The sequence below is a fragment of the Parapedobacter soli genome (genome assembly GCF_025460835.1).
Taxonomy (GTDB): domain Bacteria; phylum Bacteroidota; class Bacteroidia; order Sphingobacteriales; family Sphingobacteriaceae; genus Parapedobacter; species Parapedobacter soli.
Genome location: NZ_JAMXAY010000079.1, coordinates 1 through 14,183, shown reverse-complemented (window position 1 = coordinate 14,183; position 14,183 = coordinate 1). Strand labels below are relative to the sequence as shown.

13 protein-coding genes and 1 pseudogene are annotated in these 14,183 nt (G+C 44.0%); 8 read left to right on the top strand and 6 right to left on the bottom strand.

Features of this window, described 5'->3' with window-relative positions:
• Window positions 1–206 precede the first annotated feature (206 nt).
• The 4 genes from NGM62_RS20410 to NGM62_RS20395 form a co-directional block, all read right to left on the bottom strand.
• On the bottom strand, window positions 207–443 hold the full coding sequence (locus tag NGM62_RS20410; RefSeq protein WP_262250166.1) for a hypothetical protein: 237 nt from the start codon (window positions 441–443) through the stop codon (window positions 207–209).
• A gap of 141 nt (window positions 444–584) precedes the next feature.
• The gene (gene tnpB, locus NGM62_RS20405) at window positions 585–1,064 is read right to left on the bottom strand and encodes an IS66 family insertion sequence element accessory protein TnpB (RefSeq protein WP_262250165.1); all 480 of its coding nucleotides are present in this window, start codon (window positions 1,062–1,064) and stop codon (window positions 585–587) included.
• Window positions 1,064–1,351, bottom strand: a complete 288-nt coding sequence (gene tnpA, locus NGM62_RS20400) for an IS66 family insertion sequence element accessory protein TnpA (protein ID WP_262250164.1) — start codon at window positions 1,349–1,351, stop codon at window positions 1,064–1,066. The genes tnpB and tnpA overlap by 1 nt, the downstream gene beginning before the upstream one ends.
• 33 nt (window positions 1,352–1,384) lie before the next feature.
• A complete protein-coding gene (locus NGM62_RS20395) occupies window positions 1,385–1,555 on the bottom strand; it encodes a DUF4372 domain-containing protein (RefSeq protein WP_262250163.1) in 171 nt (56 codons plus the stop codon).
• Window positions 1,556–2,253: 698 nt separating this feature from the next.
• Between NGM62_RS20395 and NGM62_RS20390 the strand changes: the two genes are divergently transcribed.
• The 8 genes from NGM62_RS20390 (at window position 2,254) to NGM62_RS20355 (ending at window position 12,997) form a co-directional block, all read left to right on the top strand.
• Window positions 2,254–3,108 (top strand): DUF3800 domain-containing protein, encoded by an 855-nt coding sequence (locus tag NGM62_RS20390; RefSeq protein ID WP_262250162.1) that lies wholly within the window; start codon window positions 2,254–2,256, stop codon window positions 3,106–3,108.
• A 304-nt stretch (window positions 3,109–3,412) separates the two neighbouring features.
• Window positions 3,413–6,415, top strand: a complete 3,003-nt coding sequence (locus NGM62_RS20385; RefSeq protein ID WP_262250161.1) for a type I restriction endonuclease subunit R — start codon at window positions 3,413–3,415, stop codon at window positions 6,413–6,415.
• Entirely contained in the window at window positions 6,408–7,436 is a 1,029-nt protein-coding gene (locus NGM62_RS20380; RefSeq protein WP_262250160.1) for a PDDEXK nuclease domain-containing protein, read from the top strand. Before NGM62_RS20385 ends, NGM62_RS20380 begins: the two co-directional genes overlap by 8 nt.
• Entirely contained in the window at window positions 7,433–8,626 is a 1,194-nt protein-coding gene (locus NGM62_RS20375; RefSeq protein WP_262250159.1) for a restriction endonuclease subunit S, read from the top strand. Before NGM62_RS20380 ends, NGM62_RS20375 begins: the two co-directional genes overlap by 4 nt.
• 2 nt (window positions 8,627–8,628) lie before the next feature.
• A complete protein-coding gene (locus NGM62_RS20370) occupies window positions 8,629–9,804 on the top strand; it encodes an AAA family ATPase (RefSeq protein WP_262250158.1) in 1,176 nt (391 codons plus the stop codon).
• A complete protein-coding gene (locus NGM62_RS20365; protein WP_262250157.1) occupies window positions 9,801–11,432 on the top strand; it encodes a type I restriction-modification system subunit M in 1,632 nt (543 codons plus the stop codon). The genes NGM62_RS20370 and NGM62_RS20365 overlap by 4 nt, the downstream gene beginning before the upstream one ends.
• 66 nt (window positions 11,433–11,498) lie before the next feature.
• On the top strand, window positions 11,499–12,179 hold the full coding sequence (locus NGM62_RS20360) for an AlbA family DNA-binding domain-containing protein (RefSeq protein WP_262250156.1): 681 nt from the start codon (window positions 11,499–11,501) through the stop codon (window positions 12,177–12,179).
• Between the two features lie 389 nt (window positions 12,180–12,568).
• Entirely contained in the window at window positions 12,569–12,997 is a 429-nt protein-coding gene (locus tag NGM62_RS20355) for an SEC-C domain-containing protein (RefSeq protein ID WP_262250155.1), read from the top strand.
• A gap of 5 nt (window positions 12,998–13,002) precedes the next feature.
• Here the strand turns inward: NGM62_RS20355 and istB are convergent, their stop codons facing one another.
• Complete coding sequence (gene istB / locus NGM62_RS20350; protein WP_262250154.1) at window positions 13,003–13,719, bottom strand: IS21-like element helper ATPase IstB; 717 nt, start codon at window positions 13,717–13,719, stop codon at window positions 13,003–13,005.
• A 31-nt stretch (window positions 13,720–13,750) separates the two neighbouring features.
• Window positions 13,751–14,183: pseudogene (locus NGM62_RS20345) on the bottom strand (IS21 family transposase); the annotation flags it as partial.

Below are 14,183 nucleotides of genomic sequence, written 5' to 3'. Positions count from 1 at the left end.
CAATGCTTTACAATGAATTTTAAAAACTTAACGCATCACTAGTAAACCTAAATTATGAAAAGACAAATTTTAAAACGTATTTACTATATAGACGGATACGACCGGCATTTTCCCAATTAGATGCTCCCTAAGCAGCGGTTATTGGCTTGTAGTCGAATTAGGAGAAACCCCCGTCTTGGGAAGACAGGGGTTTCCCTTATTATCATTTAGCCCAGTCCAAGCTGCGCTTTTACCGCTTGAATATGGCGGTCCTCTGCGGTCTTGATGGCGAAAAGGGCGTAGCGCAGCGGGGCCGCCGCCTGGCGCTCCACCGTGCAGCAGTTCGGGCAGATAGCTGACCGGCTTGTGCTTTGCACATAGATACGCAGTTCATCCTGCCGATTATCAACTGATATTACCTTGAAGGGACCCCCGTCTGAAAAAACGAGTTTCGATGCATTCATTAAAGTATGAACGGTCAGGCCTCCCGTAATATGATGAACTCACCACCAAAAGTGGGGAAGAACCACTTTCCCCGGAATATTCACATGGCATAAAAATACAAATAAAAGGTGGGTTACACAAGTGAAAAACGATGTTTCTGATTACTTCAGACCACTTTTTTTCAGACTGAACCGGTGCCGCCTGCGGCTCTTCTCCACAACGATTCCTTCCACCATCAGCACCAGCTCGCTCCAGTCGATCTCCCCGCCCGGCGAACCGGTTTTGGGCAGCGGGAAANTTTTCAGACTGAACCGGTGCCGCCTGCGGCTCTTCTCCACAACGATTCCTTCCACCATCAGCACCAGCTCGCTCCAGTCGATCTCCCCGCCCGGCGAACCGGTTTTGGGCAGCGGGAAAGTGCCGCCCTCCAGCCTTTTGTAATACAGCACGAACCCGCCGTGTTCCCAGTGCAAAAGCTTCATATGCGTGCGGCGGCGGTTCAGGAACACGAACACATCACCGCCCGTGGCGCCCCGGCCCAAACCCGAGGACACCAGCCCGCAAAGCCCGTCGAAACTTTTCCGCATATCGCAATGCCCGTTGTATAAGTAATAACGGTGAGAGGAACCCAGGCTGAACATCAGGCAAGGGCAATCAGACTGGACAAAAGCCCCAGATCGGCCGAAGGAACTTCCAGCCGCACACCGTTGGGGTAAACAACGGATAACATCGCCACCGGCCCTGATCCGGAGGAAACCATCGGAATAAAACCGGTGCCCTCAACCGATTGATCCGCTTTCCAGCGGGCAATCCAGTAACCGAACTTGGACAGGGTGATGCCATGCTGCAGACAGAACTCCTGCCGGGTCAAACCACTCTCACGCCACTGGCGCACAAGGGTGAACATGTAGTCTCTACGCTCTTTCATATCAATAATATTTGGGCGTAAAGCTACAGACTGTCAATCATACAGGAAATATGTGGTTGGTCGGGCGGATACATACGTCGTAAACTTCTTCACATAACGGTCGCCGCCATGTGATTTGCTGATTTTCCTGATCTGACCCTTGTCCAAAAACATTAACAGTTGATTTAATATCGGCTGTCCGCTAAAGTTCGTACTTTTACCCATAGTTACTTTGTTGTGTCGTAACTCCAAAGGTAACTAACAGGTTGGCCTAAACGCCAACCTGTTCTAGCTTTTACCGGACACTAGTGTATTTCAATAGAAAAACCAACAACTATAGTTTGCATGTAGAAATGATAATCATGAGAAATATATAAAAGGAATTCTACGATAAACTATTATCCAAATAAAAGGCAAATAGTTAACCAATTATGGAAAGAATCCATTGCGCATCGCCAGTAAACTAATTCGTTTAATCAAAGACGAAGAAGCCGTGCGGGGTAATTTTGACAACGTGATGTACTACCACGCAAAAGGCGAACAAATGATGCTTACGTTTCTTGCGCCGAAATATTATAAGGAAATGCTTACCGTAAAGCACCACTGCAAGTGGTAGATTGGCCATTAGGTATTTGAGAGAAATTAAAGATAATCCGCCCGAATACGGGAAACCTTAAGGAGTATCAAAACGGATTGTATTATTTTGGGCGTCAAGGAATAAGGATATATCCAAAATGCACAATTTGTGTTTTGGATTACAGGTAAACTAGCTGAAAGGAAGTTACAATACGTAAGCTAGCAATTTTAAACTAAAATAGCTTAAATACAATGATTTACTCAAATAAATGGAAATTAACCAATAGCCTTGTGTATGAAAGCTATTGCGTATAGAATTATGTGCGATTAAAACGGACCCGACTAATATGCATTTCTTTTACATAGACGAAGCAGGTTGCAATTTGAGAGACCTGACTCACCCAGAATCGCCAATATTTGTACTTGGTGGTCTGGTTGTTAAGGACAAAGGATGGAATAAGACTCACACTGAATATGAAAAAATAATCTCTTCGTATTTCAAAGGAACAATTCCAGCAAATTTTGAGTTGCATTCGCATCAATTACTAAGCCCGAATGGCGACGGTGATTTTTTAAACCATCCAAGATCCGACAGGTTAAATCTTGCACAAGCTGTTTTAAAATTAGTAGCTGATAGAGGACACCATTTTTGCTTACTCCCAGTGGAAAAGAGTGTACTTAGTGCGTTCGACACTAAAGATGTACGCAATAAAGCTCATGTCGAGCTTAAAACACCGTACTTGCTGTGTTACGACAATTTGATTGACACTATCGAAGCATTTATACGAGATGAGCGAGGACAATCGGCAAGAGGTATGGTGATAATAGACGAAAAAGACGCAATAAAAACAGAGATTGAGACTCTGACTAAATTTCGCAGATTTCACCCGACAGCAAGCAAACGAATAAAATGGATATCTGAGTTCAGTTACCCGATTGACTCTAAGAAAAATCCTATGATTCAAATTTCGGACTTAGCATGCTTCGTAACTAAAAAATTTTATGGCATTGAGAAGGGATATCATAACACTTATCCGCCAGCGGCTAAGACTTTCTACAGAGACACATACCTATTAGTGCATGAGAGGTTGATAAAGAATGGTTTTTCAAAAGAGGAAGGTAGATATTCAGAGCACTACAATAATTTTATGGAAGCCATAATACCTAAACCGAGTTATGGCTGGAAAAGAAAAAATTACTAACGGCACATAACACGGGTTTTGCGTCAGGCGTGCTGATATGCGAACCCGGAGCTTTGTGCTTCTAATGAACTTTAGTAATAAATTGAAACTTTGTGCTCCGAAAGCCGCCCGAACGGAAAGCCGCAGACCGTTGGGTGTAAGTGTAAAAAACGGCCGTGCAACGACAAACGAACCTACTAAAACAAGAAAAAGTAAACCAGCTTGACAGGTGACCAAAAGCATAGCATCTTTTAATGCACGCCAATACAGTTGAATATCCAACCAACTTTATCTAAGTTTGGGCGTATTAATAAACATTACCGGAATGGCGAAGGAAAACCAAGTAGAAAGCGATCTGGTTAGGCAGCTCGAAGGGCTGAAATATGTATACCGGCAGGACATTATCGACAGGAAAACCCTTGAACAGAACTTCAGAGCCAAATTTGAAGCGCTCAACCGGGTTCGGCTTTCGGATAATGAATTTTTGCGCCTGCGGGAAACGGTCATCAACCCCGATGTATTTGCAGCCGCAAAGTTGCTCCGTGAACAGCAGTATTTCCAGCGGGAAGATGGCACACCGCTTTACTACACCTTAGTAAACATTAAAGATTGGTGCAAGAACGACTACGAAGTGATCCGTCAACTCCGCATCAACACCGAAAACAGCTTTCAACGGTATGACGTCATCCTATTGATTAACGGTTTGCCGGTGGTACAAATAGAACTTAAAAAGGGTGATATTTCGCACCGGAAAGCCATGCAGCAGATTGTGGATTATAAAAATGATCCGGGCAATGGTTATACCAACACCTTGCTGTGCTTTATGCAACTGTTTATCGTGAGTAACGGTGTGAGAACACTCTATTTTGCCAACAATAAAAATCAGCACTTTGCCTTTAATGCAGATGAACAGTTCTTGCCTGTATATGAATTTGCGGACCGCGATAACAAGAAAATCAACCGGCTGTATGACTTCACCGAGAAGTTTCTATCAAAATGCACGCTGGGTGAATTGATCAGCAAGTACATGGTGCTGGTGGAGAGCGAACAGAAATTGCTCGTGATGCGGCCGTATCAGATCTATGCCGTAAAAGACATTGTGGATTGCATCCAGCAAAACAGAGGCAACGGATACATCTGGCATACCACGGGAAGCGGTAAAACCTTAACTTCGTTCAAAGCCTCTACCCTACTGAAAAGCAACCAAGATATCGAAAAGTGCCTGTTTGTGGTAGACCGTAAAGATCTTGACCGGCAAACCCGTGAAGAATTCAATAAGTTTCAGGAAGGCAGCGTGGAGGAAAACACCAATACGGAGACACTGGTGAGGCGCTTGCTATCGACCGACTATGCCGACAAGGTGATTGTGACCACCATCCAAAAACTGGGGCTGGCGCTGGACGGGACAAATAAAAGGAACTATAAAGAACGGTTGGGACCTTTGCGCGATAAACGGATGGTGTTCATCTTTGACGAATGCCACCGCTCGCAGTTTGGCGAAAACCATAAGGCCATCAAGGAATTTTTTCCGAATGCCCAATTATTCGGTTTTACAGGCACACCCATTTTTGATGAGAATGCCACTTATAAAATTCGGGAAGACGAATTCGGAAGGTATAAAACTACTGAAAGCATTTTTGAAAAACCACTACATACGTACACCATCACGCACGCTATAGACGATAGAAACGTCCTCAAATTTCATATCGACTATTTCAAGGGGAAAGGGACGCAAAATGCCAAGCCCGGAGAACCCATTGCACAACAAGCCGTGGTGGAAGCGATTTTGGAGAAGCATGACGCAGCTACCAATTCAAGACGGTTTAATGCGCTACTGGCAACGGCTTCCATCAACAACGCCATCGAATATTATCAGCTATTCAAGGAAATACAAAAGAAGAAAGCTGAAGAAAATCCCGACTATCCGCAACTGAATATTGCTTGCGTGTTCTCCCCTCCTGCCGAATTGATTGCGAAAGAGGGCGACCAACATAGCCAAAAAAATGCGGCAGACATCAAACAACTACAGGACGACCTGGCGCAAGAAAAGGAAGACAACAAACAGCAGCCAGATGAGAAGAAAGCGGCTCTCCAGGCCATTATCGCTGACTATAACGCGCAATATGGCACGAACCATACCGTCAACGAGTTTGACCTGTATTACCAGGATGTGCAACGGCGGATAAAACTCCAGCAGTACCCCAACAAGGACTATCCGCACAAGAATAAAATCGACATCACCATCGTGGTGGATATGCTGCTTACGGGCTTTGACTCGAAATACCTCAACACCCTGTATGTAGACAAAAACCTGAAATACCACGGATTGATACAAGCGTTTTCGCGAACGAACCGGGTGCTGAACGATACTAAGCCTTACGGCAACATTTTGGATTTTCGCTCGCAACAGGAGGCTGTAAACCAAGCCATCACCCTTTTTTCGGGCGAAGCGGGCGGACGTGGCAAGGAAATTTGGTTGGTTGACCCTGCGCCGGTGATGATTGACAAATACAAGGAAGCCGTAGAAAAGCTGGGGATATTCATGGAGGAACAGAACCTGCTCCGCGAACCGGAAGAGGTGTATGGTTTGCGGGGCGATGCAGCGCGCATCGCTTTTGTGAAAAACTTTAAGGAAGTACAACGGATCAAGACCCAGTTGGACCAATACACCGACCTGGACGAAGAGCAAAAGGCAGCCATCGAAGCGATTCTGCCCACCGTAAAGTTGCAGGAGTTCCGCAGCTCGTATATCGAAACAGCTAAGCAATTGCGGGAGATACAGCAAAAAGAGGGTGAGGATGCGCCGCCGGAAATCCAGCAGCTGGACTTTGAATTTGTGTTGTTTGCTTCGGCCGTGATCGACTACGACTACATTATGAACCTCATTGCCGATAGCACGCAAAAGAAGCCTGCGAGGCAAAAAATGACCAAACCGCAGGTAATTCGATTGCTGAACGCCAATGCCAACCTGATGGACGAGCAAGAAGACCTGACGGATTTCATCAACGGATTGGATTGGAGCAAAGGGTATGGTGCCGAGGAATTGAAAACAATGTTCGATACCTTTAAAGACGATAAGTACAATAAGGAATTGGCAAACATTGCCCAAAAATACGGCCTGCAAACCGCTGCTTTGAAAACCTTTGTGGATGGGGTAACCAGCCGGATGATTTTTGATGGCGAAAAACTGACGGACCTATTGGCGCCTTTGGAATTGAGCTGGAAAGAACGGCGGACAAAGGAACTGGCATTGATGGAAGAGTTGGTGCCGCAATTAAAAAAACTGGCCCAAGGGCGCGAGATATCAGGATTAGCGGCTTATGAATGAGATAGAAAGACATACCCCTGAATTATATAACGATGTTTGCCAACTAATAGACGATACCCGAAGTCGTCTGGCAACTACTGTGAATGCCGAAACGTGCTTGCTGCATTGGCATGTTGGCAAGCGCATCAAAGAGGACGTGCTGTATAATAAGCGGGCGGAGTATGGTAAGGAAATCATAAAGAATCTTGCGGACAGACTTACCCAACGCTATGGCAAAGGATGGAGTGACCGCAAGCTTCTACATTGTATACGCGCTGCGTATACTTTTCCCGAAGATGAAATTGTATACGCCGTGCGTATACAATTGTCATGGACGCATCTACGCTCCTTGATGTATATTGACGATGACCTAAAACGCAAGTTTTATATGGAGATGGCGCGCCTCGAACACTGGGATACGCGAACGTTGGATGAAAAAATTGACGGCATGCTCTACGAACGGACGGCGCTGAGCCGCAAGCCCGAAGAGTTGATCAAGCAAGAACTAGCAGAAATTCAGGAAACCAACTCCCTCACACCTGACGTTGTGTTCCGGAGTAGTTATTTTTTAGATACATTAGGGCTGGCCGATACGTATTCCGAGAAAGACCTGGAAGATGCTATCTTGGTCAATCTCCAATCCTTCATAAAAGAAATGGGAAGCGATTTTGCTTTTTTGGATAGGCAAAAGCGCATTACCGTTGATGCGGTAGATTATCGGATTGATCTGTTGTTTTTCCACCGCGGATTAAAACGCCTGGTGGCGATTGACCTGAAGCTAGGCAAGTTCAAACCGGAGTACGAGGGGCAGATGTTGCTGTACCTGCGTTACCTCAATAAAAACGAACGCAAGGAAGGCGAAGAAAGCCCAGTCGGACTTATTCTGTGTAGTGAAGGAAACACGGAACACATTGAATACTTGATGCTGGAAGATGGAAACATTAAGGTGGCGCAATATTACACGCAGTTGCCCGATAAGAAAATACTGAGCGAAAAACTACACAAAGCGATTGCCATCGCAAGGGAGAATCAAACGAGATGAACAAGCCAAAAAATATTCCGGAATTGCGTTTCCCCGAGTTTGTGAATGATGGGGAGTGGGAGGAGAAAGAGTTAAATGAAGCCTGTGACATAAACCCTAAAGTTTCTCAATTGCCAGAAAAGTTTGTTTACATAGATTTGGAATCTGTTGAAAATGGTATCCTACTACAAAAAAAAATCATCAGCAGCGAGGGTGCGCCAAGTAGAGCACAAAGGCTTCTAAAAGATGATGACGTCATTTTTCAAATGGTTCGTCCATACCAAAAGAATAATTATTATTTCAAAAAAGATGATGATGTTGATTACGTCGCTTCAACTGGATATGCCCAATTAAGATCTTTTGAATCAAGTATGTATTTGTATCAATTTATACATACGGATAGTTTTGTCTCTAATGTTTTGAAGAAGTGCACCGGCTCAAACTATCCCGCTATTAATTCTTATGACCTATCTAAGATACCCATACAAATCCCCAAACCCCAAGAACAACAAAAAATCGCTTCCTGTCTTTCTTCTTTAGACGAGGTGATAGCAGCTCACAGCCAAAAATTGGATGCCTTAAAAGACCATAAAAAAGGTTTGATGCAAAATCTTTTCCCGCAAGAGGGTGAAACTGTGCCTAAGGTGCGTTTTCCTGGGTTTGAAAAGGATGGTAATTGGGAGGAAGAGAAGCTGGGAGACATTGCTGAAAATTTAGATTCAAAAAGAGTTCCCATAACATCAAATCAAAGAGAAAAAGGATATATTCCTTATTATGGTGCTTCGGGAATAATAGATTATGTCAAAGATTACATTTTTGACGAAAAGTTGCTTTGTATTTCAGAAGATGGTGCAAATTTAGTCGACAGAAATTACCCTATTGCATTTAGCATCTCGGGTAAAACGTGGGTAAATAATCACGCACATGTTCTAAGATTTGCCTCCTACCACACACAAGTGTTGGTAGAAAATTATATAAACTGTACTAACATTCAAGACTTCTTAACCGGAATGGCGCAACCTAAACTCAACAGAGGAAAACTAGACATTCTTCCAATTCCCTTGCCTAAGAACCCTAACGAGCAGAAAAAAATAGCTGGTTGCCTTTCATCCTTAGATGCTTTAATCACGGCACAGGCCGATAAAATAGATCAATTGAAGTTGTATAAAAAGGGCTTGATGCAAGGATTGTTTCCAAAAGCGATTGATTAGATATGGCCACCATTGAACACCATTCATTTTCTCAGTTAGCAGACTTTGTTACTCATCTAAGAGCACAGGAGAAAAAAGTACACCTGCTTTTTGCATATAACGGCACTGGAAAAACCAGGTTGTCGATGGAATTTAAGGAGGCTGGAAAAAAGGAAGTAACGAATACATTAGGTACTCATGAAGGTGAAGTGTTAACCACATCAGAAGGATTTGAAATAGTTATAACGGAACGCATACGGGACACGCTATATTTTAACGCATTTACGGAAGACCTTTTTTATTGGGATAATGACTTAGACAATAACGTCGAGCGGGTTTTAAAAATCAACGAAAAATCTAAGTTCTTCGAAGGCATGGCTGAGTTGGAAATGGAGAATAGGATCCGACCACTTTTGAGACGGTATACAGATTTTGATTTCTACATTGATTACAATAAATGGAGCGTAATGTTCATCAGGGAGGAACGGATGAATGAAGAAACGGTCCAACATCAATACATCAAAATCTCCAGAGGCGAAGAACGGCTTTTCGTCTGGTGTTTCTTTTTGGCGGTTGCTCAATTGGCCATAGACAAACAGGAAGCTTATGACTGGGTCAAATACATTTACATAGACGATCCCATTTCATCATTGGATGACCATAACGCCGTTGCGGTAGCTCATCATTTAGCACAATTGATTAAAACCGAAGGCAATGAAATCAAAACGGTCATTTCAACACACCATGCGCTATTTTTTAACGTGCTTTGCAATGAATTCGGCAACGCCAAAAAGTTTTTTGTCAAGAAATCATCGGATGGATATAGTTTAAAAGCAACGACAGATTCACCGTTTGTTTACCACGTTTCATTGGTCCAAGAATTAAAGAAGGCTATTGAAGAAGACAGACTGTTCACCTATCACTTTAATATCTTAAGAACGATACTTGAAAAAGCGGCCAATTTTCACGGTTTCACGAAGTTTTCCGATTGTATGGAAATAGATGGAGACGACGAAGAAAGAACCTTGCATTCCCGATTAGTAAATATAATGAGCCACGGTGCCTATTCCTTGTTTGAACCTGTGGAAATGATCGATGAAAATAAACGGTATTTTGAAAGCATTTTCAACAATTATTTAAACAATTACAAATTCAACGACCTCTTATTCGCAGAAGAAAATATAACGCCATTACAATGACACAAAAGGAACAAGATAAATTAGGGAAAACCCTATGGAATATAGCAGATCAGCTGCGCGGGGCAATGAATGCGGATGATTTTCGCGATTACATGCTTTCTTTTCTTTTTCTTCGGTATTTATCATACAACTACGAAGAATCGGCCAAAAAAGAATTAGGCTCAGACTACCCTAATTTACCAGACGATGATAAACGTACACCCTTGTCCGTTTGGTATGCGGCCAACGAAGAGGATGTACCTGAGTTCGAAAAACAGATGCGCAGAAAGGTGCATTATGTGATTAAGCCGCAGCACCTTTGGAGCAACATCAGCGAAATGGCCCGCATCCAAGACGGAGAATTGTTGGTTACACTCGAAGCGGGCTTTCGCTACATCGAAAACGAGTCTTTTGATAATTCTTTTCAAGGCTTGTTCTCCGAGATCAACTTGAATTCTGAAAAGCTTGGCAAATCCAATTCGGATAGAAATAAAAAGCTCTGTACCATCATCAAGAAAATTGCAGAGGGTATTTCGGATTTTTCTACCGACTCCGATACGCTGGGGGATGCGTACGAGTATTTGATTGGTCAGTTTGCCGCAGGCTCGGGTAAAAAAGCAGGTGAGTTTTATACACCGCAACAAATATCCACCATCCTTTCCGAAATTGTTACGTTAGACAGTCAAGACCCCACAACAGGTAAAAAAGATAAACTGGACAAGGTGCTGGATTTTGCTTGTGGCTCGGGCTCCCTATTGCTAAATGTGAGGAAACGCATCAAAGAAAATGGCGGTAGCATCGGGAAAATCTATGGCCAGGAAAAGAACATCACCACGTACAACCTTGCCCGGATGAATATGTTGTTGCACGGCATGAAAGACACCGAGTTTGACATCTTTCATGGTGATACCCTGGCCAATGAGTGGCCACTACTCAATGAAATGAACCCAGCCAAAAAAATGGAGTTCGATGCCATTGTGGCCAATCCGCCCTTTAGCCTTCGTTGGGATCCGACAGAAACCATTGCCGACAATTTTCGCTTTAAGGGTTACGGTTTGGCTCCTAAATCAGCAGCCGATTTTGCTTTTTTACTGCATGGGTTTCACTTCCTGAGCAACGATGGTACGATGGCAATTATTCTACCACACGGTGTTTTATTCCGAGGCGGTGCCGAGGAGCGCATACGCACGAAGCTTTTGAAAGACAACCATATTGATACGGTTATCGGGCTACCGGCTAATCTGTTTTATTCTACGGGCATACCGGTGTGCATCTTGGTGTTGAAAAAATGTAAAAAGGAAGAGAACGTGTTATTCATTAATGCAAGCGAGCATTATAAGAAAGGGAAACGCCAGAACACATTGAGAGACGGAAAAGACGGTGAGCCTGAAAACGACATCCAAAAAATCGTCGAGGCCTATCAATTCCGACAAGAGCGAGATCGCTATTCACGCAAGGTTTCGATGGACGAAATCGAAAAGAATGGCTATAACCTGAATATTTCGAGGTATGTGAGCACATCTGCTGAGGAAGTAAAAATTGACTTGAAAGCGGTAAATGCTCAATTGGAATCAATTAATGAGCGTATTCAAACCAAAACGGAAGAACATAATAAGTTTCTGAAAGAGTTGGGGCTACCTACGATTTAATGGCGCCAATTTGTAGCCACTAATAAGGAGTTCTTATTAGAGGTTTGACGAATGAAATAACTTGATATGGTCGATTTTTTTCATAAATCTGAATACGCCTGGGATGATATTCTTTATCTAATAAATGATGGTGTTGAAGAATCAATTAAACTGGATTTCAAATCGGCTGGGAGTCTTGAAAAAACGGACCCAAAAAAACGGGAAATTGGAAAGGATGTATCAGCGTTTGCTAACTCAGCTGGAGGATTGATCATTTATGGAATAACGGAAAAAGATCACAAAGCTGCCGGTCTAAGCTTTATTGACGGCACCATTTATACAAAAGAATGGCTAGAGCATGTGATCTCGGAAAAAGTTTCTCCCAGGATCGATGATCTAAAAATCTTCCCCTTACGGAAAGACGGTGACGTCCGAAGATCGGTATATATTGTGCAAATCCCCCAAAGCAAACGGGTGCATATGAACGCTGACAAAAAATATTACCGAAGATATAATTTTGAAAGCGTCGCAATGGAAGAATATGAAGTCCGAAACCTTTATTTACGCGCATCAATTGTAGAATTGGATATTGCTGAAATCGATATTCGAACGCGGGAAAGAGTAAGACAGGGCGGAAAATTGCAGAAATGTGAAATGAGTGACCGAAATCTTTTAGATCAGCCGATTTTCGTACGACTATATTATACTACTGGTAAAAAGGAAAAAAATATTCTTCTCAAAGATACTTATGAAAAATTGCCATGGTAAACTTATAAGCTGGAACTCCTTCCCCGTCAATCCGCTCTCGCGCCATTTGCGGACAAGGATAAACATGTAGTCTCTACGCTCTTTCATATCAATAATATTTTGGGCGTAAAGCTAAAGACGATCAATTAATCAGAAAATATGTACTTGGTCGGGCGGATACGTTTAAATGATAGTCAAACCCCGCTCTCTGAAAAAGCGAAAAGCCCGGAATTTTGGGATTACCGGACTTTTCAATCAACCTAAACCTAGGACGAAGATAGGGATTATCGCACTAAAATGTTCCACCAATTATAGACTCTTCAATTACTTTCCAACTTTGGAAAGAATTTTTCAACTATCCTCAAAAAAGCAATTGGAACAGAGAAGTTTCAGAGGCAGAAAAGGAAAAGATGAAAGAGAAAATGAAAGAGTTTGAAAGAGCCTTGGATGGTGAAAGTATCAATCTAGAGTCGGGAGAAGATGCAGAGTTTGTAATAAAAAAATCTTGGTTAAGTAAAACAGACCCATGCTTTTGTGGTAGTGGTAAGAAAGTAATTGACTGCTGTATTCCCGAAACAGAGTTCAATGAAATCAGTCTGCAAGAAGTAAGAAAACAAATAAAAAATGAAATTAAAGCCTCGTATTCTAAGGCTGACCACGTGCGTTTTTCTTTTCCTGTTGGGAAAGAATTGCCTACAATTGTATTTGCATATAAGATAAAAAATTTAGATTCAAATGGTCATATTAGACTTATGGATATAACGTCTATGCTGACCCCCGTAACGGGCATGTTGACCCCCTCCGATAGGTCCTGGGTTGAGTGTTTCCCAATGACCTGACAATTTTACTTCTTTTTTCTCATACTTTCACCTTTCAATTCAATCCTGTGGGAGGAGTGCACCAACCTATCCAGTACGGCGTCAGCGATGGTGTCGTCACCGAACACATCGTACCAGTTTGCCACGGGCAGCTGCGAGGCGATGATCGTTGATGCCTTGGCATGGCGGTCTTCCATGATTTCCATCAAGTCCATCCGTTGCTGCTGGTCCAGGTGGACCAGCCCGAAGTCGTCCAGGATGAGCAGGTCGGTTTTGGATAGCCTGTCCATGAACTTGAATACCGAGCCGTCGACCCTGGTCATCTTGATGCGCAGCAGCAGTTTCTGCAGGTTGAAGTAAAGCACGCGGTGGCCTTGTGCGCAGGCCTGGTGGCCCAGCGCGGATACGAGAAAACTCTTTCCGCATCCGGTTGCACCGCTCACCAATATGGCCTCGCCCTTGCGTATGTAGCTTCCGGTGGCCAGTTCCATGACCGCCGCGCGGTCGATTCCACGGGCCGCATCCAGCGACAGCTCCTCCACGCTTGCCCGGTAACGGAAGTGCGCGTTTGCGAACAGCCGGGCGAAGCGTTTGTCGTCCCTGTTCTCGGTTTCGGCCTGCAGGAGCAGTTCAAGCCCCTCCTGTAATCCCAGTTCGTGGTGTTTGCGGGTCTCGGTGAGTACCTGCCATGAGCCCGCCATGCCTTGCAGGCGCAGCTCCCTTAGTTGTGATAATATATCCATATTGCTGTAATAAATGATTGCTTATCGGTATTCAGATGTCCATCCGTGCCTGCACGTAATAATCGCGTCCGCGTATGTTCCCATGTCCGGGGAGTGGTTTGTCCACCGTATCGGGCTGGGCGTATAACGTGCCGCTTTTGATAATGCCTTCCACTTTTTTGTAGGATAGCATGCCGTATTCCATGGCCACCGTGCAGGCACGGGCGAAGTCGTGCGGATCCGACTGGCGGTATAACCTGAGCAGCCCCTCGCAGGTGCGGTACTGGTTTTCTGGGTATCCCGGTTGCTGAAAGATCAGCTTGATGAGTTTATGGAGTTCCGGGCACAGCTTTTCGGCCCTTTCGATGAAATAATCCGGGCTGCGCCCCAGGTAATACCGGTGCTGCGAGCTAAGGTGTTCCTTCACGGCGGTGTAACCGCCACCGAACTTCCGGGTGTGGGCAGCGACCTGTTTACCTTCGGCA